The sequence below is a fragment of the Pseudomonas sp. TH34 genome (assembly GCF_016650865.1).
Classification (GTDB): domain Bacteria; phylum Pseudomonadota; class Gammaproteobacteria; order Pseudomonadales; family Pseudomonadaceae; genus Aquipseudomonas; species Aquipseudomonas yamanorum.
In genome coordinates this window covers 62,914-85,827 of sequence record NZ_JAEKFB010000005.1, presented here as the reverse complement: position 1 = coordinate 85,827, position 22,914 = coordinate 62,914, and the positions used below count along the sequence as shown (strand labels likewise).

Below are 22,914 nucleotides of genomic sequence, written 5' to 3'. Positions count from 1 at the left end.
GCTGCCCATGGACCTGTTTCGAAGTGACCCGATTGCTCAGCCTCTGGCGGCGCGCCTGCGCTCGACCAACCTGGACGAGTACGTCGGGCAGGAACACCTGCTCGCTCGCGGCAAGCCTTTGCGCGAAGCCCTTGAGCAGGGTGCGCTGCACTCGATGATTTTCTGGGGGCCGCCGGGCGTGGGTAAGACCACCCTGGCGCGGCTCCTGGCGAAAGTCTCGGATGCCCACTTCGAGACGGTTTCGGCGGTGCTCGCCGGGGTCAAGGAAATCCGCCAGGCGGTGGAAGTCGCCAAGCAGCAGGCCGGGCAATACGGCAAGCGCACCATCCTGTTTGTCGACGAAGTGCATCGCTTCAACAAGTCGCAGCAGGATGCGTTCCTGCCGTATGTCGAAGACGGCACGCTGATCTTTATTGGCGCCACCACCGAAAACCCGTCTTTTGAACTGAACAACGCCTTGCTGTCCCGGGCGCGTGTCTATGTGCTCAAAAGTCTTGATGAAGCCGCGATGCAAAAGCTGTTGCAGCGTGCGTTGACTGAAGACAAGGGCCTGGGCAAGCGACAACTGAGTGTCAGCGAGGAAGGCTTCAAGATTCTGCTGACTGCGGCTGACGGCGATGGTCGACGTTTTCTCAATCTGCTGGAGAACGCTTCCGACCTGGCCGAGGATGGCAGCGAAATCGGTGTCGACTTGCTGCAAAGCCTGCTGGGCGACACTCGTCGGCGTTTCGACAAGGGCGGCGAAGCGTTCTACGACCAGATCTCCGCGTTGCACAAGTCGGTGCGCGGCTCTAATCCCGACGGCGCGCTGTACTGGTTTGCGCGCATGATCGACGGTGGTTGCGACCCGCTGTACCTGGCCCGGCGCGTGGTGCGCATGGCCAGTGAAGACATCGGCAATGCCGACCCGCGCGCGCTGAGTCTGTGCCTGGCCGCCTGGGAAGTGCAGGAGCGCCTGGGCAGCCCGGAAGGCGAGTTGGCGGTGGCCCAGGCCATCACTTATCTTGCCTGCGCGCCGAAAAGCAACGCGGTGTATATGGGCTTCAAGTCCGCCCTGCGTGCCGCCGCTGAGCATGGTTCCCTGGAAGTGCCGCTGCACCTGCGCAATGCGCCGACCAAGCTGATGAAGCAGCTCGGTTATGGCGATGAATACCGTTACGCCCACGATGAGCCGGACGCCTATGCGGCTGGCGAAGATTACTTCCCGGATGACCTTGAGCCGCAGCCGTTCTACCAGCCAGTGCCTCGCGGCCTGGAGCTGAAGATCGGCGAAAAGCTCAATCACCTCGCCCAACTTGACCGGCTCAGCCCGAAACAGCGGAGAAAGTAGTGCTCAGAACGATTCTTGCCGTGTCCGTGGCCGGCATCGCTGGTACATTATTGCGTTTCGCCACCAGCACATGGGTCAGCGCCAATTGGCCGAAGCATTTTTATGCGGCGACCCTGGCGGTCAATCTGGTGGGCTGTTTGATCATCGGTTTGTTGTACGGGTGGTTTCTGATTCGCCCGGAAGTGCCGATTGAGATTCGGGCCGGCTTGATTGTCGGCTTTGTAGGCGGTCTGACGACCTTTTCATCCTTTTCACTGGACACGCTACGCCTGCTGGAAAGCGGGCAGGCATTGGTCGCCTTCGGGTACCTGGCCATCAGCGTGTTCGGCGGGCTGCTCGCCACGTGGGCTGGCCTGTCCTTGACCAAACTTTGATAAACGAGAGACCGACATGCTCGATTCCAAACTGTTACGTAGCAACCTTCAGGACGTAGCGGACCGCCTGGCATCCCGTGGCTTCAGCCTGGATGTTGCGCGCATCGAAGCGCTGGAAGAACAGCGCAAGACCGTCCAGACCCGCACCGAAGCACTGCAGGCTGAGCGTAATGCGCGTTCCAAATCCATCGGTCAGGCCAAGCAGCGCGGTGAAGACATCGCGCCGTTGATGGCGGACGTCGAGCGTATGGCTGGCGAGTTGGCTTCCGGCAAAATCGAGCTGGACGCGATCCAGACCGAGCTGGACTCGATCCTGCTGGGTATCCCGAACCTGCCACACGAGTCCGTGCCGATTGGCGAAGACGAAGACGGCAACGTCGAAGTCCGTCGCTGGGGCACGCCAAAAGCTTTCGATTTCGAGATCAAGGACCACGTTGCCCTGGGCGAATTGACCGGTGGCCTGGACTTCGAGACAGCGGCCAAAATGTCCGGTGCGCGCTTTGCCTTGCTGCGCGGCCCGATCGCGCGCATGCACCGTGCTCTGGCGCAGTTCATGATCAACCTGCACACCGGCGAACACGGCTACGAAGAGGCTTACACCCCGTACCTGGTTCAGGCGCCGGCGTTGATGGGCACCAGCCAGCTGCCGAAGTTCGAGGAAGACCTGTTCAAGATCAGCCGCGATGGCGAAGCCGATCTGTACCTGATCCCGACCGCCGAAGTGTCGCTGACCAACATCGTGGCCGGGGAAATCCTCGACGCCAAGCAACTGCCGATCAAGTTTGTCGCCCACTCGCCGTGCTTTCGCAGTGAAGCCGGTGCATCGGGTCGCGACACCCGCGGCATGATCCGCCAGCACCAGTTCGACAAGGTCGAGATGGTGCAGGTTGTCGAGCCGTCGACCTCCATGGAAGCGCTGGAAGGCCTGACCGCCAACGCCGAACGCGTCCTGCAGCTGCTGGAGCTGCCGTACCGCGTTCTGGCCTTGTGCACCGGCGACATGGGTTTCAGTGCCGTGAAGACTTACGACCTGGAAGTGTGGGTGCCGAGCCAGGACAAATACCGCGAGATTTCGTCGTGCTCCAACTGCGGTGATTTCCAGGCCCGTCGCATGCAGGCGCGTTTCCGTAACCCGGAAACCGGCAAGCCTGAGCTGGTCCACACCCTCAACGGCTCGGGCCTGGCGGTAGGCCGTACCTTGGTGGCGGTGCTGGAAAACTACCAGCAGGCTGACGGTTCGATCCGTGTACCTGAGGTGCTCAAGCCTTACATGGCGGGCGTTGAGGTCATCGGCTAAATGGAATTTCTGCCGCTGTTTCATAACCTGCGCGGCGGTCGTGTGTTGGTCGTTGGTGGCGGGGAGATTGCCTTGCGCAAATCCCGGCTGCTGGCCGACGCCGGCGCGTTGTTGCGGGTGGTTGCTCCCCAGATTGAAGACCAGTTGCGTGAACTGGTGCAGGGCAGTGGCGGTGAACTGATTTTGCGCGGTTATCAGGAGGCCGACCTCGACGGCTGCACTCTGATCATCGCCGCGACCGACGACGAGCCGCTGAACGCGCAAGTGTCCAGCGATGCCCGGCGTCGTTGCGTACCGGTCAATGTGGTGGATGCGCCGGCCTTGTGCAGCGTGATCTTCCCGGCGATTGTCGACCGTTCACCTTTGGTGATCGCAGTGTCCAGCGGCGGCGATGCGCCGGTGCTGGCACGCTTGATCCGCGCCAAGCTGGAAACCTGGATTCCGTCGACTTACGGTCAATTGGCCGGGTTGGCGGCGCGGTTTCGTAGCCAGGTCAAAGGTTTGTTTCCGGATGTGCAGCAGCGTCGCGCGTTCTGGGAAGACGTGTTTCAAGGTCCGATTGCTGACCGGCAACTGGCCGGGCAGGGCGATGAAGCCGAGCGTTTGCTGGTGGAGAAAATCAACGGCGCGCCGCCTCACGCACCGGGCGAAGTCTACCTGGTGGGGGCAGGCCCGGGTGATCCGGACCTGCTGACCTTCCGCGCGTTGCGCTTGATGCAGCAGGCCGATGTGGTGCTGTACGACCGTTTGGTGGCGCCGGCGATTCTTGAGCTGTGCCGCCGAGATGCTGAGCGGGTGTACGTCGGCAAGCGACGCGCTGACCATGCGGTGCCGCAAGACCAGATCAACCAGCAGCTGGTGGACCTGGCCAAGCAAGGCAAACGCGTGCTGCGGCTCAAGGGTGGCGACCCGTTTATCTTTGGTCGTGGCGGTGAAGAGATCGAAGAGCTGGCGGCCCATGGCATCCCGTTCCAGGTGGTGCCGGGCATTACGGCAGCCAGTGGTTGCGCGGCGTATGCCGGTATTCCGCTGACCCATCGCGACTATGCGCAATCGGTTCGCTTCATTACCGGGCACTTGAAGGACGGGACTTCGGACCTGCCATGGAGTGACCTGGTAGGGCCGTCGCAAACTCTGGTGTTCTACATGGGGTTGATCGGGTTGCCGATCATCTGCGAACAACTGATCCAGCATGGCCGTTCAGCGGATACGCCGGCGGCGTTGATCCAGCAGGGCACCACGTCCAACCAGCGGGTGTTTACCGGCACACTGGCTGACCTGCCACGCATGGTGGCGGAGCATGAAGTTCATGCACCGACACTGGTGATTGTGGGAGAAGTGGTGCTGTTGCGTGAGAAGCTGAAGTGGTTTGAAGGCGCTCAGTCGCAAGTCTGACAAGCGCGACGCATTCCAACTGTAGGAGCGAGCTTGCTCGCGAAAAACTCAAGGTCACTGCGCTCATTTAGCATGGGCGCGTTATCGTTGACGACCTTCGCGAGCAAGCTTGCTCCTACAGGGCTTGGATCAACTCCAAATCCCTTTCCCGCTCAACCGCTCCCGATCATGCTCCGCCTCAAACGTCTGCAACGGCCCCTTCGGCACAATCCCCGTCGGATTAATCGTGCGGTGACTGGCGTAGTAATGCCCCTTGATGTGGGCAAAATCCACCGTCTCGGCAATCCCCGGCCACTGATACAGCTCCCTTAGCCAATTCGATAAATTTGGATAATCCGCAATCCGTCGCAGGTTGCATTTGAAGTGGCTGTAGTACACCGCATCAAACCGAATCGCCGTGGTGAAAAGCCTTACATCGGCTTCAGTCAGGTACTCCCCCGCCAAGTAACGATGCTTACCCAAATGCTGTTCAAGGTGATCCAGTTCGGCAAACACATCATCAAATGCCGCTTCATACGCTTTTTGCGACGTGGCAAAACCTGCGCGGTATACACCGTTGTTCACGGCGGGATAGATCCGGTCGTTCAGTGCATCGATGGTTGAGCGCTGGGCCTCGGGATAGAAGTCCAGTTGATTGCCGGTCAGTTCATTAAACGCACTGTTGAACATGCGAATAATCTCCGCCGATTCATTGCTGACAATCCGCTTGAGCTTCCTGTCCCACAACACCGGGACGGTAACGCGCCCGGTGTAGTTGGCGGAGTCGGCGGTGTAGCGTTGGTGCATGTAGGTGAAGTCGTCGAGTCTGTCGCCGCTGGAGCCGTGGGCCTTGTCGAAGGTCCAGCCGTTCTCGAGCATTAACCAACTGACCACGGACACATCAATCAGGCTTTCCAGGCCTTTTAGCTTGCGCAGGATCAATGTGCGATGTGCCCAAGGGCAGGCGAGGGAGACGTACAGATGGTAGCGGCCGGCTTCGGCCGCGAAACCGCCTTCGCCGGTCGGGCCGGGCTCGCCATCGGCGGTCACCCAGTTACGGCGTTGCGCCTGCTCCCGTTGGAAGGCACCGTCTGCGCTACTTTCGTACCACTGGTCATGCCAGCGTCCTTCGATCAGCAAACCCATGACTGACTCCTTGGCTAATAAGCGTAGGAGTGCAGTCTAAAGGTCTGAGTTCGAACAAAAAGCGCAAAGGCTGGGGGTTAATGATCGACTAAATCGATTTGTCCCGGGCGTTCCAGTATTGCTGGGCCAGTTCAAACGCTTGCTCCCGCGGGTGACCGAGGCCGCGCAAGGCCAGGGCCATGGTGGCGATCAATGCCAGTTGCGGGTAGCTGTCCTGCACGTCGCCGCGCCATAACGCCTTGAGGTGCTCGGGCTCCAGGGCGGCAGGTTTGACGTGGCGCTGAGCGGAGAGGGCAGGCCACTCTTCATCCCAGCTTTCGCCGCCGGTGGTGCCGTATAGGTGGCTGATGGTGTCCGGGTTGATCTCGATTTCGCCGCCGTCACCCTTGACCACGATGGTGTTGTCACCGAGCAAGCCACTGGCATCGCGGTGCACGCCCTGGTAGCCCGGGTGGAAGATGCTTTGCAGGCCGCAGCGGGCGCTCAACGGGTTGAGGATGCGCGCCAGGGAGTGGATCGGCGAACGCAGGCCCAATGTGTTGCGCAGGTCGATCATGCGCTGCAGCTGTGGCGCCCAGTCTCCCAGCGGAATAAACGCCAGGTTGCCCTGTTCCAGGGCCGCTTCCACCTGTTGCCAATTCCGGCACAGCGGAATCTGCAAGCCGTCCAGCAATTGCTCGGTGTAGAGCCGACCTGCGGTATGTGCGCCGCCGCCGTGCATCAAGATGCGCACGCCGTTCTGTGCCAGGCACTTGGCTGCCAGCAGGTACCACGGCAGGTGGCGTTTTTTACCGGCGTAGGTAGGCCAGTCGACATCCACATTGAGTGACGGTGCATTCAAGCGTTCGCGCACGGCTTCGGTGAAACCGGCGAGTTCTTCCGGGCTTTCTTCCTTGTGCCGCAACAGCATCAGGAAGGCGCCGAGTTGGGTGTCTTCGACCTTCTCGTCCAGCAGCATGCCCATGGCTTCCCGGGCTTCCTCGCGGGTGAGGTTGCGGGCGCCGCGCTTGCCTTTGCCGAGGATGCGCACGAACGGCGCGAACGGGTGCTCGGCAGGGGTTTCAGTGATCAACGGGGCAAAATCAGTCATAAGCAATTCGTCGGCCTGGGCAGGCCCGCCAGCTTGGCGGCGAGTTTGGCGGGAGTGCCTTTGAACAGTCGGTTGAGGTGCAGGCTGTTGCCCTTTTCCGGGCCCAGCTTCAAGGCGGTGTACTTGATCAGCGGCCGGGTGGCGGGCGATAGCTGGAATTCGCTGTAGAAGCCCCGCAGCAGTTCGAGGATTTCCCAGTGTTCCGGGGTCAGCGCCAAGTCTTCTGAGGTGGCGAGGGCGTTGGCCACGTCGCTGGACCACGCGTTCAAGTCGACGAGGTAGCCGTCCTTGTCCAGTTCGAGGGTGCGTTCGCCTACGGTCAGGGTGTTCATAGCCAGGTGTTGACCTTGTCGTAATCGATCGACAGCTGGACGAAGGCCGGGTAATCGACGCTGGCGACCCAGGCAGGCACGGCGAGACTGCGCGCCTGGCTGTCTTCGGCCAGCACAAACACCTTCAAACCCTTGGCTTGCAGGGCCTGGAAGGGCGCACTGGCGGGCTGCAAGGCGTAGGCACCGTCGCCACACAGCAGGATCGCATCCTGTGCGCCACAGAGGCGCAGGCAGCTGTCCAGCCGGCTATCGGTAAACGGGGAGTGGGAGACCACATGCAAAGTCGACATCAGAGGGTAATCACCTGGTCGTAACGGTCAATCATCTGTGAGATCTGTTCGCTGCTCAGCGGCTGCGCGTTGTCGGAGGCGGTCAGGCCACGCTCGGTGAGGCTATGGCTGCAGGCAAACACATCCTCAACCCCAAACAACTCCAGGGCCTGGAGGTTGGCGCTGAGGTCTTTCTGTTGCACGGCCTTGGCGTCCTGGCTTGCGGCCAGTTGAAACACGCCGTCATCCAAAAACAACAGGCCAATCGGCAAATCAAACGCGCCGCCAGCCAACACAATATCCAACGCTTCGCGGGCACTGGGGCCGGACCACGGCGCCTGTCGGCTGATCACCAGCAATGATTTCGACATGTCACGGCCCTCCGAAGCAGATCAAACGGTCAGCGGCCTGGGCGGCGTCATGCAGTTGCCCAAGCCCGGACAGCGCCCAAGGCGCCTCCAGATTCACCGCGCTGCGCTGATAGCGGGTGGCCTCTTCGGCATTCAGCACCCCACGACGCAGGGCCGCCGCGATGCACACCACGCCATCAAGCTGATGCTCGCTGACAAACTCGCGCCACTGACGGGCGATATCCTGCTCATCCTGCGGCGCAACAATGTTGGTGGATGCGCTGTAGACGCCATCCTGATAAAAAAACAGCCGTACAATTTCATGCCCGCCCGCCAGCGCCGCCTGGGCGAACAGCAAGGCACGGCGCGAGGAGGGCGCATGGGCGGCGGAAAAAAGCGCAATCGCGAACTTCATGGAACACTCTGAAGGCAAAACCTGTGGCAATGATAAAGCCGCAGACAACAAAAAGCCCGCCGAAGCGGGCTTTTTGCATGTGGCTGCGATCAGTCGTCGCGGCCCATGATGCCGAAGATCTGCAACAGGCTGATAAACAGGTTGTAGATCGATACATACAGGCTGATGGTGGCCATGATGTAGTTACGCTCGCCACCCTGGATGATCGCGCTGGTCTGGAACAGGATGCATGCCGAGGAGAACAGCACGAAACCGGCGCTGATCGCCAGTTGCAGGCCGCTGATCTGGAAGAACATGCCTGCCAGCACGGCAGCCAGCAACACGAAGAAACCGGCGGTGATGAAACCACCCAGGAAGCTCATGTCCTTGCGGGAGATCAGCACGTAAGCCGACAGGCCGCCAAATACCAGGGCAGTCATGGCAAATGCCGAGCTGACCACTTCCGCGCCGCCGGCCATGCCGAGGTAACGGTTAAGGATCGGGCCGAGGATAAAGCCCATGAAACCGGTCAAGGCAAACGCCGACACCAGGCCCCAGGCCGAGTCGCGCAGCTTGTTGGTCAGGAAGAACAGACCATAGAAGCCGATCAACACGACGAAGATATTCGGGTAGCCGACGCGCATTTGCTGGGCTACGAAGGCCATCACGCCGCTGAAAGCGAGGGTGAGAGCGAGCAAGCCGTATGTATTGCGCAGGACGCGGCTAACTTCTAGCTGCTCAGCCTGCGCGTTTCCATTCACTGCGTAATTTTGTTCGCGCATGGCGACACTCCTTCAGTTTTGAAACATTCAGTCGCAAGGATCATAACAGACGCTCTGTAACAAGCTATGGCGAGAGTTTGACAGTGTGTTTCATTCGGGTATTATGGCGCCCGCTGAGACAGGATGGGCTACGCTAATCCTGTGTTGCACAAGGGAAATTGGCAGAGTGGTTGAATGCACCGGTCTTGAAAACCGGCGAACGTTAATAGCGTTCCCAGGGTTCGAATCCCTGGTTTCCCGCCAAGATTTACTCAAGAGCCCCGCTATTGCGGGGCTTTTGCGTTTTTGGGGTTCAGGAATATTGGCAGTGAAACATCTAATCGTTTCCGCATCATTTCAGGCAGTTTCCGCAATTCTGCAAAAAGTGGGAGTCAACGGGTAGGTTTCACGATCTCACCCACGCGCCGATAAACCGTCCCGTTTATCAGTTCACTCGGGATAAGTCAGGCGCCCAAGCCGGGCGAGCCGGCTGACGTGATTCGTTACTGAGAAAAAGGCGCCGTTATAGGTGGAAATGGCCCGCAGCCTCCGGCTGGTAAAGCACTTTCTTGATCTCAATCCGGCGGGTCCGATCAGCAATTCGCCAGTCGATGGCGTCTCCCTCCTGATAGCCAAGGATGGCGGCGCCTATGTCGGAATACACGGAATGCTTTCCTGCGTTGCTGTCCGCGTCTTCAGGGTAGACCAAGGCCACTTCGAACTCGTCGTCGTCCAGTTGCAGCAACGCCCTGGAGTTCATCGTGATGACATTGCGCGCCACCTGCTGCGGCTTGACGACAATGGCTCGCTCGAGCTCATGTTCGAGTTCAACAACCGCCGGGCCTTGCTCGAACGCGATTAGTTCCTCGAGCCTGGCCTTGTCGATTTCAGTGATGTAGATCCTGGTGGAGTCGCCACCGGCGCCTTCGCGCAAGAACTGGAAATAGCGCGCCGCCGTCATGGAAAATGACTTCAATGTCGGCGTTTCGCTCTCAAGCATAAAGCCGCTGCGCAGAAAGGCTTTCAGCGAACGCGAGTTGTCCGGGTGGATCTTGGCGATGAGCTTCTCGGCCCGCATGTCGAGGAAGGCCAGTTTCATGCCTTCGCGGATCGTGCGGGCGCCTAGGTTTCGGCCCCATTTGTCGCTGTCTCCGATGACCAGGACTATCTCGCAATTTGAACCTGTCTTGATGAGACGGACAAAGCCCACCGGGGCGTCATGCCGGTCATAGGCCATAAAGAATCTGCCGCCCCGGTTGAATAGATGAGTCAGGATCGGCAACTGAGTCCGATCAATGACTTGCTCAATGGAGCGGGAGACATGACGCGAATCGCTCAGATAGCAGGTGATGCGTTCATCCTCTAACCAATCCACCAACGTTAGCGCGTGCGCCCGAGTAATTTCAGGGCACAGCGAAATGAAAGGCTTGTTCATCTTAACCACACTTATTTGTAAAGGATTGAAGCCCTTCATGGATATGTCATGGCGGTTCTTCAGCAACCGGATATTTTAAGACATACCGCGAGTAATGGCGAACATGCCAGAGAGTTCCAAGAAGCCACCGCTTGCTGAACCCGACCCAGGCAAGCACTCAAGAGAAAGGTGGGCTGACTACGCATCGCAGCCTGAGGGCGGGCCAGAATCGGATTCATCACTGGCTTGTGCTTCAGGCCGAATTTTTTCGCATCTCGTCGCTGTGCGAGCCTCAAAATTCCTCGAACAGGAAGCCAGTATGATCCGCCGCTGTCATCCAGGCTGGCGGCTTTTCAACGGTTGCTGAGTCGCTTGATCCAGTGACAGGCCAGCAACCGTTCCCGGCTGGCACTCAAATGTAAAATTTTTTATCTGCCCTCTTGAAAATTTTTCCGGCGAACATAAGTTTTCATCACGCGACGCCGAATGCGGGTCGCGCACTTAATCACTTGGATTTAATCAGGAGATTTTGAGATGGCTACTACCCTTTCGTTGGCCCCTTTGTTCCGTCAATCCGTGGGCTTCGATCGCTTCAATGACCTGTTTGAGTCGGCGCTTCGCAGCGAGGCTCCGAATACTTATCCGCCTCACAATGTAGAAAAGCACGGTGATGACGAATATCGCATTGTCATTGCAGTCGCCGGGCTTACTGAAGCGGATCTGGATATTCAGGTCGAGAAGGGCGTTTTGACAGTCGTGGGCGACAAGCGCGAAACCGAGAAAGCAGTCACTTATCTGCACCAGGGCATCGCGCAACGAGCATTTCGGTTGTCGTTCCGGCTTGCAGATCACATCGAGGTGCGCAGTGCTTCGATGAACAACGGGCTGTTAAGCATCGACTTGCTGCGCGTGGTTCCTGAAGAGGCCAAACCCAAGCGCATCACGATTGGCAGCGGGAAAGAACCCGAACTGCGTCAGGTTAGTTTGCAATAAGTCAGCGGTAGCAAAAAAGGCGCTCTTGGTAGCGCCTTTTTTGTATTTGTGGAATCACAACGAAGACTTGGCCCCATTCCGGGCATTTCGGCGTTCTGGAGTGGTTTCATAATGCTACAGTCCCGCCAAACCAAAGAGGGAACGACATGCGGATTTTGATGGCAGGGATGACATTTGCTGTGCTGACACTGTCCACCAATGTGGCGTTGGCGGCGAAGCCATCCGATAAGACTCTCAGCTACTGTAAAACTCTTTCTGACATGGCCGGATCAATCATGAAGAGTCGTCAGGACGAAATGCCTATGGCCGAGATGATGAAGGTCATCTCAGGAGGAGAACCCGATCTTGCTTCGCTAGGGGCAGTGATTGTCAAGGATGCGTACAGCACATCGGCATTCCGTACTGAAGAAGACCGAAAAAGAGCGGTAAGCGAATTTAAAGAAAAGTGGTTTTCGTTATGCGTGAAGGTAAGAAGTAAATGACAGCTCTAATCGTATTACGAAAATTAAGCCTGATTGCGGTCTTTTCCTCTTTGGTAGCTCTGCTGGCGGGGTGCGTGTCACCGAGTGACCTGCGTACCAACACACCAACCATCAGTGCTACAACGAAAAAAGATCCGAAGAAGTATGCCCTGTGCGTATTCCCTCAATGGCAGGACGCAAGGTCTGAGGCGACGATGTCGGAAACCGAGAACGGTTACCGCCTTGTGATCGGCGCGATGCAGCTGACGGACGAACTACTGGAAATCAAGAAAACACCAGCTGGAAGTGCCGTGGCTTTTTATCAGCGAGTCGCTTGGATGCCAGGCGTTGGGCGGACAGCAATTGAAGCGGCAGTGCGTAACTGCCTTTAAGGTGTTCAATGCGTAGGAACGAAATGAAACCGTTCATAGGGGCGCTGGCGTTGGTTGCGCTGGCGGGGTGTGCGACTTCGCCAATGTCTGCGTGAGATGCGAAACCAGTACCGAGTGACGAGCTCACGCATTTCAAAGCAAGACGGCGAATACGTCATCCCGCATCACCGTGGTCACCACAGGAAAACCCGGTCTTCATGCGCTAGGGGCGCAGATCATTAAAGATGCGTACAGCACATCTTTCCGTACTGAAGAAAACCCAAAAAGAGCAGTAAGCGAATTTGAAAAAAGGTGGTTTTCGTTATGCTTGAAGACAAGAGATAAATGACAACTCAGCTCCGCTAAGGACGTTTGTAGACGACCTGGTTCAGCCACCTACATTGAAGCCTACCTTCTCGCACTTTAGCCGAGCAAATGCTTTTGGGTTGCCACCCACACGAGCGCTATTGGTCTCCATTACTTGGTCGCCGCGCAGCATGAAAAACCACAGCTCCTGCCCTGAATAGCCACCGTAAATATTCTTTGCATTCATGATGAGACATATCCCATACCCGAATCGAAGCCCAAAGATTCCGTTCCACATCGGAATAGGGTCACCCAGAAACTGATACTTTGTTGAGTCGGGATCCGGCTGAGTCCGCGCCATATACGCCTTGATCGTGCGTTCATATTCGAAGGGATAGGGGCCGTAGTCCGGGTTTTCAAGCTGCTCTGGAGTGGGTTTGACGCACCCGGTGAGAAGAAGCGAGGTGGCGCAGGCCACAAGCAGTTTCTTAAGCATGAGGTTCCCTCTCTGGCTGATGCCGCACTTTACCATTCGTGGCGTACCGCCACCATTGGGGGGCAGAGCGGCCCGGCAAGTCGCACAAAAAGCCAGGACAGCAAGGGAAGCGTACTGCTGAAGGGCGTCACTCCAGGCACGGCGCTTTTGGAGACGAGCAGAGGCTACTTTAAAAGCCAGAGCTATACAGTGACCTTCCAGAAGGACGGATACACAGAGACGACTGTTCCTCTGAAATCTACCGTTAGCGGCTGGTACTGGGGAAATTTGTTGATTGGCGGTTTGATCGGCATGCTGATCGTAGATCCGCTGACAGGTGCCATGTATACGCTGCCTGAAGACGCTACAGGAAATCTGTCGGCTGTTGCATTACCTCAAGCCTCGTTAGAACCATCACCAAGCGCACCCCAGTAGTTAAGATGTCACAAAGAAGCCCGCGCTTGGCGGGCTCTACGATTGAAGAGGCCCGAGTTTCACCCGGGGGAGGTGGCCAGGTTTGGGTTGACCCCTGGCAAGCATATCCTTGGCGTTTCGAAATACACGATCTCTGGTACGTCAAGATTCATCGAGTCAGAAATTGATGTGAAGCCGGGCGATCTGGTTCGCCGTAGAATTTCTCAACATGGCAGCAGCTTTTCTTTCACCCCGACGGCCTACTAAGGGCGTTCGGGACGCAGGCCGCGTACGGAGTGCCCGGTTGATTCATTCACCGGGCACGCCTGCCCGTTAGAAGATATTCAACGGATACTCGGTAATCAGCCGCGTCTGCACCAGATGCCCCCCGGTGGACGCATCACCATCGTGCCAAGCTTCCCGCAGGCGGAAGGACAGCTTCTTGGCCGGGCCACTCTGCACCACGTATTTCACTTCGGCGTCGGTTTCGTGTTCCTGGTCGTTGGCACCATAGAAACCGGTGTAGGCCGAATTGCCGGGAGTATGCGTACCGTCGATGCCGGAGCCGCGAATATGACGGGCCATGAAGCTCAGGCCGGGGGCGCCAAAGGTGCTCATGTCCAGGTCATAGCGCATCTGCCAGGACCGCTCGCCCGGTCCGTTGAAGTCGGAGTATTGCACCGAGTCAGCCAGGTTGATCGAGTTGCCGTAGCGGCCGGCACCGACACCGGCATTGGTCTCCCCAAAGCCGACATAGTCGAACGGCTCGTCACCATGAACTTTCTGTCCGGCCAGGGTGAACGTCTGCGCGCCCAGGGTGTAGGCAGCCGCCAGCGAGGCTGCGGTGGTGTCGATGGTCCCGGCCTTGGCGCTGCCGTCGTCCAGTGTGCGATAGAGGTTGAAGTCCAGCGCGACGGATTGGTCATCGGTCAGTGGATGAACAAGGTTCAAGTTGACGTAGTACTGATTCCACACGTCTTCCAGGTGCGCCCCGTACAGCGACGCGGTGAATTCCTTGCTGAACTGGTATTTGCCCCCCGCGAAGCTGGCCGACGACGCAGCCACGCCTGCATAGCTGGCGAGAATGTCGCCGCTGCGCGAGGTGGTGGTGGTCCCGGTGCCGGAGGTGTAATGGCCGGCCTCCAGGTTCAGGCCGGTGATTTCATGACTGTCGATCTGGAAGCCTGTTGCGGTCTGTGGCATCAGGTAGTTATCGGCGGTGGCGAACACCGGCGATGTAGGCTGCAAGTCGCCGACCTTGAGCGTGGTATTGGAAATACGGAACTTGACGTCACCACCAGCCTTCGCGAAGCCGTGATCCGGATTGCCATTGGCGTCGGACGGTATGTTCGGGCCACCGGCACGGTCGGTGTCCCCGTCGATGCGCAACGCCAGGTCGGCAAACGCATCAATGCCGATGCCAACGGTGCCTTGAGTGAAGCCCGAGCTGTAGGTCGCCATCAGCGCCTGGCTCCAGTCACGGGTGTGGGCGCCGTTGCCGTTCTGGTTCCAGAACAGGTTGCGGTTGAGGATATTCAAGCTGCTGTCGGCGACAAAGCCCTTGGAGTCGGACTGGTCGCTGGCATAGCTCATGGCCGGCAAGGCAAATGCCAGCGCCACGGCCAAGGTATTAAGCTGAAGTAACGGTTGACGTTTTTTCATTATTTTTTGCTCCTGTGCACGCGTTCGTGTTGGAGCATTAAGGCGACAGCCCAGGCCATCAACAAATGAAACTGGATGAAGGTTTTGATATCCCCTTTTACTGAATTCCAGGCAAAGAAAAGCCCGCGATGGGGAGTGCGGGCTTAAAGGTGTTCACTTAGGAGCTGGGGTAACCATAAGCGCTCAACTGTGAAAGGGATGTGAAAGAATGTTGGGGGCGGAGCGTATTGACCGCTATTGATCCTCCCCCCGCACAATCCTTCCCGCCTTCACCTCATCCGCGTACCCGCTGAGCTTTTCCTGCTGAGCAGCGAGCAGGGCGCCCATCTTCATCAGAGCGACAGCTTCGTCGGGTGATTTGGCGACCCCGGCGATACTGGCCAGCTCATTGACCGACCAGGCGATAACAGCCATCGCATCTTCGAGGTCGTAGAACAGTTCCTGTTGTGCGGTCCTTGGGCCGTCGAGCATTTCCATCAGTTCTGCCATCTACTCGTGCTCCCCAAAGAATGGTTCAGTGCCATCAGCTCAAACGCCGTTGCGCCAATCCTCCTGTAACTCGGAAGACACGGCAATCGCGATTTTTCCTTGGATGCCATTGTTAGGGCTCTCCAGCCGGGAATGGGCGAGTGGGATGTCGGCAAGCGAATAGACCGCGCCAAGATGTGGGCGCAGTTTACCGTTGGCTATCAGTGCGCTCATTTCATCCAGTTTGCCGCGGTTCTGTCGTGTGAAAACGAAGTGATAACTCGCGTTCTTGCCCCAGGCCTGAACCAGGTTTTGCGGGTGTGAAATGTCCACAATCGAGACCACGCGCCCCAGCTGCGCAAGCGCGTCCGGGCTGCGCGACAACGTGTTGCCGCCGATGGTATCGAACACGACATCGACTCCACGACCAGCCGTTTCTCGCTGGATGACGTCGACATAATCCTCCTTTTCGTAGTCGATGATCACATCGGCGCCCATGCTTCGTGCGAACTCAGCGTTCGCTTCGCGCACGGTTGTGAACACCTTGGCGCCCATGGCTTTTGCCAGCTGGATCGCCACATGGCCGACGCCTCCTGCGCCGCCGTGCACCAGAATGCTTTCTCCCACTTTGAGCGCCCCACGCACCACCAGCGCTTCCCAGGCTGTGCCGCCGACCAGGCTAAGGCTTGCTGCTTCAAGATGACTCAGCGAAGAGGGCTTCTTCCCGATAATGCTTTCGTGCGCCACGTGGTACTCGGCATAACTGCCCGGGCCTTCGAAAATTTGCGGGGTATACCAGACTTCGTCGCCTGGCGCGAAGGTCGTAACCCCCGGCCCGACTTCTTCAACAACACCCGATACGTCATGCCCGGTAATGGCTGGTAACGGCACCAAGCCGGAATAGTCGCCACGCCGGACCTGATAATCCAGAGGGTTGATGGAGGTTGCGTGTACGCGCACCAGGACTTGTCCTGCGTGTGGCACTGGCTTGGGCACGTCGCACAGTTCGAACGATTCCGGGCCGCCAAATGAATTGAGTATCAACGCTTTCACTGTATTTCCTTATTTCGATAAAAAGGGATATCGCGAAATCTAGATATTGTGGGGCAAAAATTTACAGCTCTTTCCCCATAACCTCGGCGAGCATCCTGATGGTTGCTTCATTGCGCTTGTAGTAGGTCCACTGGCCGATACGCCGGACTTCCACCAGGCCCACTCGCTGCAGGGTTGCAAGGTAACCGGACACCGTCGATTGCGAGAGTCCGATACCTTCTTGGATGCTGCTGACACACACACCCACCGTGTGAACGTCACCTTCATCTTGAGGCGGGAAGTTCTTTTCGGGATCTTTCAAACCTTTCAGGATTTCGAGGCGTGTCTGGTTTGAGAGTGCTTTGAATATTTCGAGTAAGTCCATGGCGCGATCATATCGAGAATTACCGATATGTCAATGTGCGTCTCTGCCATTGCTACCATTTCGCCGTAAACCAATACCTGGCGAGCTTTACCTGGTTTCTGAGACTTGACTGACCTTTGAGACACAAATCCTCCGTTTCCTCGGCGGACCTTGGAGGGTCTTTCTTCACGCTAGGCTTCAGGCCATCTTGATAGGTTGGGCCAAACTCCGCAGAGGACTCTGAAAGGAGTCGAATCGCTTTGGCGTAGTCGTCTTCAAGATCCTGGGGCAGGGTGCCGCAAGCTGTTTTAGTGCGCTGATAAACCTGTCCCCACATGAAGCCCGATTTGTCAGGGGTGTTGAGATCCGAATAGGTATCGGCGGCTACGGGAGCGCAGATAAAAATCAGCGCCATTGCAGCCATTGACGTTTGCGTGAGCATCGCGAGTCAGCCCTTCCTTGCTTGCTTGAGGCGCACATAAATACCGGCAACCCGTCACCCTTTCAAGTCCTGTACGAGCGAGCATTCGTCCCCTTTCAAGCAGAAATTACCCCCACCGTTCGTCTATCCCCCGGCACTCGCGACCACGCACCGTTTCTCATGTTCAAGCACGGACATCCCGCGCGCCAGAACGGAGAGCCAGCATGGAAATTGACGAGAAGGCCCCTGGAAACGTATCCCAACAGGGCGTAACCCGTGGTACAGACAATGAAACCGGGCATGACCCTCGGCGCGATCAACCTGAAGTGCCTCTACCACCGGACGATGACGCCCCTCTGGAGGAGGATATGTCGGACGTAGACGCCGCTGATTCTGTCGCGAGTGAACACCCCGACAACTGACGCATCCGAACAAGCCCGACGCGCAATGCGCCGGGCTTTTCGGTGTCGAGCGGCGATTACGGCATCAGCACCGAATCAACCACATGAATCACGCCGTTGGACTGCATCACATCCGCAATGCTGATGCTGGCTTTGCCACCCTTGGCATCCACCACCCACAGCTTGCCGTCGTGCAGCTTGATCGTCAGCGACTCACCCTGCACGGTTTTCAACATCACCATGCCGCCGTTCTTCTTGGCGTCGGCCATCAGTTGCGCAGAGGTATGGGTGCCAGGCACCACGTGATAGGTCAGGATTTTCGTCAGGTCGGCTTTGTGCTCAGGTTTCACCAGCGTATCCACGGTGCCTGCGGGGAGCTTGGCGAAGGCTTCGTTGGTCGGTGCGAATACGGTGAACGGGCCTTTGCTGTTAAGGGTATCAACCAGTCCGGCTGCCTTGACCGCCGCTACCAGAGTGGTGTGATCCTTTGAGTTGACGGCATTTTCGACGATGGTTTTCGTCGGATACATCGCCGCACCGCCCACCATCACGGTGTCGGCGGCAACGCTGAGGGTGGTTGTGATGGAGAGGATCGTGAAGCAGGCGACGGCAGCAATTTTTTTGTAGATGGCGTGCATGATGTATCTCCTTGGTTCTTGTTCCCCCGGTTGAGGGTATTGAATCTACGTACCAAGGACCAAAGTGGATGCATGCCTCGAAAAATTATTCGTTTGCGGCCCGTGCCGCACTTTTTCCCATTCTTCCGATCTATCTCTGTCCCGACCACACTAATTTCCGGCGTGGACAGAAGACCCAGACCTGGTGCCGATGGATCGCACGTTACCTGTTTTTATCACCCGATGGATGCGTCAGCCGCTGTGGCTGGCTGCGGTTTTGATGCTTTGCGCCAGCGGTTGCAGCCAGCAGCAGGGGCGCGATATTGCCCAGCAGTTCAGCAACGGCAAGCCCGACGAGTTCTTCCAGACCAGCGTCGATCGCATGGCCACCCTGAGCATGCGCGACAACCTGCAAAGCCTGTATTTGCTGATGAGCAAGCTCTACCTGCGCAACCCTAACCAGTGGCGTCAATCGGGTTACACAGACGCTGTAACCGCCGCCCGGCAAATCCGCCAGGCCATCGAACTTCGCCAACCGCTGCCCGCCCTGGGGGATCGCCGCGACCTGGCCGCATTGAGCTACTCCCTGAGCCCGGAGTTCCGCGGCGACCGGGTGGGCGCCTTCATCTACGCGATCGGCAGCATGCTGGTGACGGCACACGGCGGGCGCACCGAGTTTTATATAACGGACTCGATCAACCCCCAGTTCGTCAGCAATGCCGCGCGCAATATCGAGAAGGCCACCTGGCTGCTCAGTCAGCGTCAGGATGCCAATGGCTCGCTGTTGCTGTTCTCCAATGAGATCTCGGAGGCGGGTAGCAACCTCAGTTTCGCCGTCGAATTCGGCAAGGTCGTCGCGCGCCTCGACCTGTTGACCCAGATGCTCGACGAACGCTACCGACGCATCGGTCTCAACTATGCGCAAAGCCTGCTGCTGATGAATTTCCTGCCGGTGCAGTAACCGGCTGGCGCCCTCAGCGCCGTCCCGTCCGCGTACTCACGTCCACCCACACCGCCAGCACCAGGATGCTGCCCTTGACGATCATCTGCCAGTAGCTGTCCACATCCAGCATCGACATGCCGTTGTCCAGGCTGCTGATCACCAGCGCACCGAGCAGGGCGCCGTACACCGTGCCCGAACCGCCTCGCATCGAGGTGCCGCCAATAAAGCACGCCGCGATGGCATCCAGTTCGCCCATGTTGCCCGCCGAGGGTGAACCGGCCGCCAGGCGCGCGGTGTTGACCAGCCCGGCGAGGGCGCACATCACGCCCATGATCCCGAAGATCCACAGCTTGACCGCCTGCACGTTGATCCCCGACAGGCGCGTGGCTTCCATGTTGCTGCCCACCGAGTAGATGCGCCGGCCAAAAACGGTCTGGCTGGTGACGTAGCTGAACACCCCCAGCAGCACCAAAAGCAGCAGCACCGGCACGGGAATGCCGTCGTAGCTGTTGAGGGTGTAGACGAAGCCGGCCAGCACGAAGCCGATCAACACCACGCGCACGCTGTCGCGCAGCATCGACGGCAGTGCCAAGCCGTGCAGGGCGCGGTTGTGGCGTTGGCGCCAGGTCAGGAATACCGTCAGCCCGAACAGCAACACGCCGAGGATCACACCCACCACCGTCGGCAGGTAGCCCTGCCCGATGTACACCAGCTCCGCCGACACCGGCGCAATCGTGGTACCTCCGGTAATGCCCAGCAGCACCCCGCGAAACGCGAGCATGCCGCCCAGGCCGACGATGAAGGAGGGGATGCGCAGGTACGCGGTCATGTAGCCGTTGCCCAGGCCAATCAACAAGCCGCAGAGGGCGACAATGGCCAGGTTCAGCGGCAGCGGAATGTGATAAACCACATCCAGGATCGCCGCGACGCCGCCGAGCAAACCGAGCATCGAGCCCACCGACAGGTCGATCTCGCCGCTGATGATCACCAGCACCATGCCGCACGCCAGAATGCCGGTGATGGACATCTGCCGCAGCAGGTTCGACAGGTTGCGCGGGGTCAGGAAACCGCCTTCGGTCTGCCAGCTGAAAAACACCCAGATCAGCACCACGGCGATCAACAGGGCGAGCATTTTGTAGCGGGTGAAGAGCTGTTTGACCTGGTTCATTTACGCGGACTTCCGATCATTATTATTGTCATGCCCGTTCGGTTGGCTGAGGGCGGCGGCGAGTACCTGTTCCTGGGTCAGGCCCTGGTTGATGAAGTCCCCGCGCAGTTGGCCTTCGCCGATCACCAACACCCGGTCGGACACCCCCAGCACCTCGGCCAGCTCCGACGACACCATGATGATCGACACGCCTTCGGCCGCCAGTGCGCCCATCAATTTATAGATCTCATATTTGGCGCCCACGTCCACGCCACGGGTCGGTTCGTCGAGGATCAGCACCCGGGGTTTGGTCAGGAGCATCTTGGCCAGGACGGCTTTCTGCTGGTTGCCACCGGAAAGGCTGGTGATCGGCAGGAACGGGTTCGCTGTCTTCAGGTGCATGCGTTTGATTTCCTGCTCTACGCTGCCCAGTTCCGCCTCGGCATCGATGCGCGTCAGGTGCGAGAAACTGTCGAGCACCGCCAGGGTGATGTTTTGCCCAACGCCCAGGTCCGGCACGATGCCTTGGCGTTTGCGGTCTTCCGGAACCATGCACAGCCCGGCGCGTATCGACTTCAGCGGCGTGCGCGTATCGATGGGTTTGCCGTCCAGCCACACCTCGCCTTCGTAGCGCCCGGGGTAACTGCCGAACAGCGCCGACACCAGCTCCGTACGGCCCGCGCCCACCAGCCCGGCGATACCGAGGATTTCGCCACGGCGCAGGCTGAACGAGACATCGTCCACGCGTTTGCGGCTCGGGTTGTCGACGTCGTAGCAGGTGATGTGGCGCGCCTCGAACAGCACCTCGCCGACGGCGTGGGGTTCGGTGGGGTAGAGGTTGCTCATCTCACGGCCCACCATCTGCGTGATGATGCGCGACACGTCCATGTCGGCCATGGCCGTGGTCGCGATGTGCTTGCCGTCGCGGATCACCGCGATGGTGTCGCAGATGGCCGAGACCTCATCGAGCTTGTGGGAGATGTACACGCAGGCGACACCCTTGGCCTTGAGCCCACGGATGATGTCCAGCAGCACCTCGATTTCCGAGCGGGTCAGCGCCGAGGAGGGTTCGTCGAGGATCAGCAGGCGCGCCTGCTTGTTCAGGGCTTTGGCGATTTCCACCAGTTGCTGGTAGCCGCCGCCGTATTGCGAAACGGGCAGGGCGACGTTGATGTCCGGCACTTTCAGCTCGTGCATCAGGGCTTCGGCACGGTGCATCATGGCGGGGTAGTTCATGCGCCCGCCGGGCAGTGTCAGCTCGTGGCCCATGAAGATGTTTTCGGCCACGGAGAGGTCGGGTACCAGGGTCAGTTCCTGGTGGATGATCACGATGCCGCAGGCTTCGGTTTCGGCGATGGAATGGGCGCGCAGCGGCTGGCCGTCCCAGATGATTTCACCGTCCCAGGTGCCATGGGGATACACCGCCGACAACACCTTCATCAGGGTCGATTTGCCGGCGCCGTTCTCGCCGCACAACCCCACGCACTCCCCGGGTTTTACCTTGATGTCGATGCCGTTCAGGGCTTTGACGCCACCGAAGGTTTTGACGATGTTGTTCATTTCCAGCAGGTATTCGGACATGGCGGGCACTCATTCCACAGCGAAAAGGCAGGAGCGGCCTCAAGCCACCCCTGCAGTGAGCCGTACGCTTACTGCCCGGCGATTTGCGCTTTGGTGTAGAACCCGTCTTCTTCCAGCACGTTGACGTTGTCTTTGGTCAATGCGGTCGGCTTGAGCAGGATGCTCGACACCTGTTTGCTGCCGTTGTCGTACTGCGAGTTGTAGGCCGGTTTCTCGTCGCGCACCAGTTGCACCGACAGCTTGGCCGCCTCGGACGCCAGCAGCTTCAGGGGTTTGTAGACGGTCATGGTCTGGGTGCCGGCGATCACGCGCTTGATCGCGGCGAGGTCGGCGTCTTGCCCTGAGACCGGCACCTTGCCCGCGAGTTTTTGTGCCGCCAGGGCCTGGATCGCGCCGCCGGCGGTGGCGTCGTTGGAGGCGACGATGCCGTCGATTTTATTGTTGTTGGCGGTCAGGGCGTTTTCGACAATGCTCAGGGCTTCGGTGGGGTTCCATTCCTTGACCCATTGCTGGCCGACAATCTTGATGTCGCCCTTGTCGATCGAAGGCTGCAGCACCTTCATCTGGCCCTGGCGCAGGATCTTCGCGTTGTTGTCGGTAGGCGCACCGCCCAGCAGGAAGTAATTGCCTTTAGGCTGCGCGTTCAACACGCCCTGGGCCTGCATCTCGCCGACCTTTTCGTTATCGAAGGAGATGTAGGCGTCGATATCGGCATTCAGGATCAGCCGGTCATAGGACAGCACTTTCACCCCGGCTTTCTTGGCCTCGGCCACCACGTTATTCAGCACCGTGGCGTTGAACGGCACGATCACGATCACGTCGACGCCCCGGGAGATCAGGTTTTCAATCTGCGAGATCTGCCGCTGTTCGTTGGCGTCCGCCGATTGCACATAGACCTTGGCGCCCAGTTGCTCGGCGGCGGCGGTGAAGTAATCACGGTCGCGGGCCCAGCGCTCAAGGCGCAGGTCGTCGATGGAAAAGCCGATTTTCGGATGGGCCGCGTCGGCCATGACCGAGTTGGAAAGCAGTGCCAGAACGCTGGTGATCAAGACGGTTTTCAGGTGTTTCATGATGGTGAGTCCCTTTTATTGTTGTTTAGACGCACTTCTGGACCTGGAGCGTAGCGG

At 58.7% G+C, this 22,914-nt stretch carries 27 protein-coding genes and 1 tRNA gene; 10 read left to right on the top strand and 18 right to left on the bottom strand.

Translation table 11 applies throughout. The features are described 5' to 3' along the window. Positions 1–7 precede the first annotated feature (7 nt). Genes JFU58_RS03505 through cysG form a run of 4 tightly spaced genes read left to right on the top strand, consistent with a single transcriptional unit; the run spans position 8 to position 4,396 of the window. The gene (locus JFU58_RS03505) at positions 8–1,330 is read left to right on the top strand and encodes a replication-associated recombination protein A (RefSeq protein ID WP_063031403.1); all 1,323 of its coding nucleotides are present in this window, start codon (positions 8–10) and stop codon (positions 1,328–1,330) included. After that, positions 1,330–1,704 (top strand): fluoride efflux transporter CrcB, encoded by a 375-nt coding sequence (gene crcB / locus JFU58_RS03500; protein WP_201139857.1) that lies wholly within the window; start codon positions 1,330–1,332, stop codon positions 1,702–1,704. The genes JFU58_RS03505 and crcB overlap by 1 nt, the downstream gene beginning before the upstream one ends. A gap of 16 nt (positions 1,705–1,720) precedes the next feature. Further along, positions 1,721–3,001, top strand: a complete 1,281-nt coding sequence (serS, locus tag JFU58_RS03495; protein WP_201139856.1) for a serine--tRNA ligase — start codon at positions 1,721–1,723, stop codon at positions 2,999–3,001. Further along, the gene (cysG, locus tag JFU58_RS03490; protein ID WP_093198669.1) at positions 3,002–4,396 is read left to right on the top strand and encodes a siroheme synthase CysG; all 1,395 of its coding nucleotides are present in this window, start codon (positions 3,002–3,004) and stop codon (positions 4,394–4,396) included. 129 nt (positions 4,397–4,525) lie between these two features. Here the strand turns inward: cysG and JFU58_RS03485 are convergent, their stop codons facing one another. The 7 genes from JFU58_RS03485 to JFU58_RS03455 all read right to left on the bottom strand — a co-directional run bounded on the left by JFU58_RS03485 (position 4,526) and on the right by JFU58_RS03455 (position 8,738). Then, entirely contained in the window at positions 4,526–5,521 is a 996-nt protein-coding gene (locus JFU58_RS03485; protein ID WP_063031397.1) for a glutathione S-transferase family protein, read from the bottom strand. An 88-nt stretch (positions 5,522–5,609) separates the two neighbouring features. Then, positions 5,610–6,611, bottom strand: coding sequence for a glycosyl transferase family protein (locus JFU58_RS03480; protein ID WP_063031395.1), 1,002 nt, complete (start codon positions 6,609–6,611; stop codon positions 5,610–5,612). Then, a complete protein-coding gene (locus tag JFU58_RS03475; protein WP_093198666.1) occupies positions 6,608–6,943 on the bottom strand; it encodes a TusE/DsrC/DsvC family sulfur relay protein in 336 nt (111 codons plus the stop codon). The genes JFU58_RS03480 and JFU58_RS03475 overlap by 4 nt, the downstream gene beginning before the upstream one ends. Next, positions 6,940–7,233, bottom strand: coding sequence for a sulfurtransferase complex subunit TusB (tusB, locus tag JFU58_RS03470; RefSeq protein ID WP_201139855.1), 294 nt, complete (start codon positions 7,231–7,233; stop codon positions 6,940–6,942). Before tusB ends, JFU58_RS03475 begins: the two co-directional genes overlap by 4 nt. Then, complete coding sequence (gene tusC / locus JFU58_RS03465) at positions 7,233–7,583, bottom strand: sulfurtransferase complex subunit TusC (RefSeq protein ID WP_177026315.1); 351 nt, start codon at positions 7,581–7,583, stop codon at positions 7,233–7,235. The genes tusB and tusC overlap by 1 nt, the downstream gene beginning before the upstream one ends. A 1-nt stretch (position 7,584) precedes the next feature. Continuing rightward, positions 7,585–7,977: a sulfurtransferase complex subunit TusD gene (gene tusD, locus JFU58_RS03460; protein WP_017479530.1), complete on the bottom strand. Its 393-nt coding sequence runs from the start codon at positions 7,975–7,977 to the stop codon at positions 7,585–7,587. Positions 7,978–8,066: 89 nt separating this feature from the next. Continuing rightward, positions 8,067–8,738 (bottom strand): Bax inhibitor-1/YccA family protein, encoded by a 672-nt coding sequence (locus JFU58_RS03455; protein ID WP_003219636.1) that lies wholly within the window; start codon positions 8,736–8,738, stop codon positions 8,067–8,069. A 152-nt stretch (positions 8,739–8,890) separates the two neighbouring features. On the opposite strand from JFU58_RS03455, the gene JFU58_RS03450 reads away from it, so the two are divergent. After that, positions 8,891–8,981: transfer RNA gene (locus JFU58_RS03450), tRNA-Ser, on the top strand. 259 nt (positions 8,982–9,240) lie between these two features. Here the strand turns inward: JFU58_RS03450 and JFU58_RS03445 are convergent. After that, complete coding sequence (locus JFU58_RS03445) at positions 9,241–10,152, bottom strand: bifunctional GNAT family N-acetyltransferase/nucleoside diphosphate kinase regulator (protein ID WP_201139900.1); 912 nt, start codon at positions 10,150–10,152, stop codon at positions 9,241–9,243. Between the two features lie 513 nt (positions 10,153–10,665). On the opposite strand from JFU58_RS03445, the gene JFU58_RS03440 reads away from it, so the two are divergent. The 3 genes from JFU58_RS03440 to JFU58_RS03430 all read left to right on the top strand — a co-directional run bounded on the left by JFU58_RS03440 (position 10,666) and on the right by JFU58_RS03430 (position 11,977). After that, on the top strand, positions 10,666–11,124 hold the full coding sequence (locus JFU58_RS03440; RefSeq protein ID WP_201139854.1) for an Hsp20 family protein: 459 nt from the start codon (positions 10,666–10,668) through the stop codon (positions 11,122–11,124). 146 nt (positions 11,125–11,270) lie between these two features. Continuing rightward, positions 11,271–11,606 (top strand): hypothetical protein, encoded by a 336-nt coding sequence (locus JFU58_RS03435; protein ID WP_201139853.1) that lies wholly within the window; start codon positions 11,271–11,273, stop codon positions 11,604–11,606. Then, complete coding sequence (locus JFU58_RS03430; protein WP_201139852.1) at positions 11,603–11,977, top strand: hypothetical protein; 375 nt, start codon at positions 11,603–11,605, stop codon at positions 11,975–11,977. Before JFU58_RS03435 ends, JFU58_RS03430 begins: the two co-directional genes overlap by 4 nt. 367 nt (positions 11,978–12,344) lie before the next feature. On the opposite strand, the gene JFU58_RS03425 is transcribed toward JFU58_RS03430, so the two are convergent. The 6 genes from JFU58_RS03425 to JFU58_RS03400 all read right to left on the bottom strand — a co-directional run bounded on the left by JFU58_RS03425 (position 12,345) and on the right by JFU58_RS03400 (position 17,119). After that, a complete protein-coding gene (locus tag JFU58_RS03425; protein ID WP_201139851.1) occupies positions 12,345–12,758 on the bottom strand; it encodes a hypothetical protein in 414 nt (137 codons plus the stop codon). Positions 12,759–13,484: 726 nt separating this feature from the next. Further along, on the bottom strand, positions 13,485–14,813 hold the full coding sequence (locus JFU58_RS03420) for an OprD family porin (RefSeq protein WP_201139850.1): 1,329 nt from the start codon (positions 14,811–14,813) through the stop codon (positions 13,485–13,487). Positions 14,814–15,047: 234 nt separating this feature from the next. Next, a complete protein-coding gene (locus JFU58_RS03415) occupies positions 15,048–15,302 on the bottom strand; it encodes a hypothetical protein (RefSeq protein ID WP_017477095.1) in 255 nt (84 codons plus the stop codon). A 39-nt stretch (positions 15,303–15,341) separates the two neighbouring features. Further along, positions 15,342–16,334 (bottom strand): zinc-binding dehydrogenase, encoded by a 993-nt coding sequence (locus JFU58_RS03410; protein ID WP_201139849.1) that lies wholly within the window; start codon positions 16,332–16,334, stop codon positions 15,342–15,344. Between the two features lie 61 nt (positions 16,335–16,395). Beyond that, complete coding sequence (locus tag JFU58_RS03405; RefSeq protein WP_017477097.1) at positions 16,396–16,698, bottom strand: ArsR/SmtB family transcription factor; 303 nt, start codon at positions 16,696–16,698, stop codon at positions 16,396–16,398. A 52-nt stretch (positions 16,699–16,750) separates the two neighbouring features. Next, the gene (locus JFU58_RS03400) at positions 16,751–17,119 is read right to left on the bottom strand and encodes a hypothetical protein (protein WP_177026313.1); all 369 of its coding nucleotides are present in this window, start codon (positions 17,117–17,119) and stop codon (positions 16,751–16,753) included. Between the two features lie 203 nt (positions 17,120–17,322). On the opposite strand from JFU58_RS03400, the gene JFU58_RS32155 reads away from it, so the two are divergent. Beyond that, positions 17,323–17,520: a hypothetical protein gene (locus JFU58_RS32155; RefSeq protein WP_063031373.1), complete on the top strand. Its 198-nt coding sequence runs from the start codon at positions 17,323–17,325 to the stop codon at positions 17,518–17,520. A gap of 56 nt (positions 17,521–17,576) precedes the next feature. On the opposite strand, the gene JFU58_RS03395 is transcribed toward JFU58_RS32155, so the two are convergent. Then, positions 17,577–18,137 (bottom strand): fasciclin domain-containing protein, encoded by a 561-nt coding sequence (locus tag JFU58_RS03395; protein ID WP_177070077.1) that lies wholly within the window; start codon positions 18,135–18,137, stop codon positions 17,577–17,579. Positions 18,138–18,327: 190 nt separating this feature from the next. On the opposite strand from JFU58_RS03395, the gene JFU58_RS03390 reads away from it, so the two are divergent. Then, entirely contained in the window at positions 18,328–19,077 is a 750-nt protein-coding gene (locus tag JFU58_RS03390) for a hypothetical protein (protein ID WP_177026312.1), read from the top strand. A gap of 13 nt (positions 19,078–19,090) precedes the next feature. Here JFU58_RS03390 and JFU58_RS03385 read toward each other — a convergent pair whose 3' ends face one another. From JFU58_RS03385 to xylF, 3 genes are all read right to left on the bottom strand, one after another. Further along, positions 19,091–20,227, bottom strand: a complete 1,137-nt coding sequence (locus tag JFU58_RS03385) for a sugar ABC transporter permease (protein ID WP_063031366.1) — start codon at positions 20,225–20,227, stop codon at positions 19,091–19,093. Then, the gene (xylG, locus tag JFU58_RS03380) at positions 20,228–21,787 is read right to left on the bottom strand and encodes a D-xylose ABC transporter ATP-binding protein (protein ID WP_201139848.1); all 1,560 of its coding nucleotides are present in this window, start codon (positions 21,785–21,787) and stop codon (positions 20,228–20,230) included. A gap of 68 nt (positions 21,788–21,855) precedes the next feature. Next, on the bottom strand, positions 21,856–22,857 hold the full coding sequence (gene xylF, locus JFU58_RS03375; RefSeq protein ID WP_093198614.1) for a D-xylose ABC transporter substrate-binding protein: 1,002 nt from the start codon (positions 22,855–22,857) through the stop codon (positions 21,856–21,858). Between the last annotated feature and the right edge of the window lie 57 nt (positions 22,858–22,914).

Excerpts from the sequence above, each read along its gene's own strand:
- JFU58_RS03505 (WP_063031403.1), top strand. The coding sequence starts at position 8 with ATGGACCTGTTTCGAAGTGACCCGATTGCTCAGCCTCTGGCGGCGCGC.
- serS (WP_201139856.1), top strand. The coding sequence starts at position 1,721 with ATGCTCGATTCCAAACTGTTACGTAGCAACCTTCAGGACGTAGCGGAC.
- cysG (WP_093198669.1), top strand. The coding sequence starts at position 3,002 with ATGGAATTTCTGCCGCTGTTTCATAACCTGCGCGGCGGTCGTGTGTTG.
- JFU58_RS03485 (WP_063031397.1), bottom strand. The coding sequence starts at position 5,521 with ATGGGTTTGCTGATCGAAGGACGCTGGCATGACCAGTGGTACGAAAGT.
- JFU58_RS03480 (WP_063031395.1), bottom strand. The coding sequence starts at position 6,611 with ATGACTGATTTTGCCCCGTTGATCACTGAAACCCCTGCCGAGCACCCG.
- JFU58_RS03475 (WP_093198666.1), bottom strand. The coding sequence starts at position 6,943 with ATGAACACCCTGACCGTAGGCGAACGCACCCTCGAACTGGACAAGGAC.
- tusB (WP_201139855.1), bottom strand. The coding sequence starts at position 7,233 with ATGTCGACTTTGCATGTGGTCTCCCACTCCCCGTTTACCGATAGCCGG.
- tusC (WP_177026315.1), bottom strand. The coding sequence starts at position 7,583 with ATGTCGAAATCATTGCTGGTGATCAGCCGACAGGCGCCGTGGTCCGGC.
- tusD (WP_017479530.1), bottom strand. The coding sequence starts at position 7,977 with ATGAAGTTCGCGATTGCGCTTTTTTCCGCCGCCCATGCGCCCTCCTCG.
- JFU58_RS03455 (WP_003219636.1), bottom strand. The coding sequence starts at position 8,738 with ATGCGCGAACAAAATTACGCAGTGAATGGAAACGCGCAGGCTGAGCAG.
- JFU58_RS03445 (WP_201139900.1), bottom strand. The coding sequence starts at position 10,152 with ATGAACAAGCCTTTCATTTCGCTGTGCCCTGAAATTACTCGGGCGCAC.
- JFU58_RS03440 (WP_201139854.1), top strand. The coding sequence starts at position 10,666 with ATGGCTACTACCCTTTCGTTGGCCCCTTTGTTCCGTCAATCCGTGGGC.
- JFU58_RS03435 (WP_201139853.1), top strand. The coding sequence starts at position 11,271 with ATGCGGATTTTGATGGCAGGGATGACATTTGCTGTGCTGACACTGTCC.
- JFU58_RS03430 (WP_201139852.1), top strand. The coding sequence starts at position 11,603 with ATGACAGCTCTAATCGTATTACGAAAATTAAGCCTGATTGCGGTCTTT.
- JFU58_RS03425 (WP_201139851.1), bottom strand. The coding sequence starts at position 12,758 with ATGCTTAAGAAACTGCTTGTGGCCTGCGCCACCTCGCTTCTTCTCACC.
- JFU58_RS03420 (WP_201139850.1), bottom strand. The coding sequence starts at position 14,813 with ATGAAAAAACGTCAACCGTTACTTCAGCTTAATACCTTGGCCGTGGCG.
- JFU58_RS03415 (WP_017477095.1), bottom strand. The coding sequence starts at position 15,302 with ATGGCAGAACTGATGGAAATGCTCGACGGCCCAAGGACCGCACAACAG.
- JFU58_RS03405 (WP_017477097.1), bottom strand. The coding sequence starts at position 16,698 with ATGGACTTACTCGAAATATTCAAAGCACTCTCAAACCAGACACGCCTC.
- JFU58_RS03400 (WP_177026313.1), bottom strand. The coding sequence starts at position 17,119 with ATGCTCACGCAAACGTCAATGGCTGCAATGGCGCTGATTTTTATCTGC.
- JFU58_RS32155 (WP_063031373.1), top strand. The coding sequence starts at position 17,323 with ATGGAAATTGACGAGAAGGCCCCTGGAAACGTATCCCAACAGGGCGTA.
- JFU58_RS03395 (WP_177070077.1), bottom strand. The coding sequence starts at position 18,137 with ATGCACGCCATCTACAAAAAAATTGCTGCCGTCGCCTGCTTCACGATC.
- JFU58_RS03390 (WP_177026312.1), top strand. The coding sequence starts at position 18,328 with ATGGATCGCACGTTACCTGTTTTTATCACCCGATGGATGCGTCAGCCG.
- JFU58_RS03385 (WP_063031366.1), bottom strand. The coding sequence starts at position 20,227 with ATGAACCAGGTCAAACAGCTCTTCACCCGCTACAAAATGCTCGCCCTG.
- xylG (WP_201139848.1), bottom strand. The coding sequence starts at position 21,787 with ATGTCCGAATACCTGCTGGAAATGAACAACATCGTCAAAACCTTCGGT.
- xylF (WP_093198614.1), bottom strand. The coding sequence starts at position 22,857 with ATGAAACACCTGAAAACCGTCTTGATCACCAGCGTTCTGGCACTGCTT.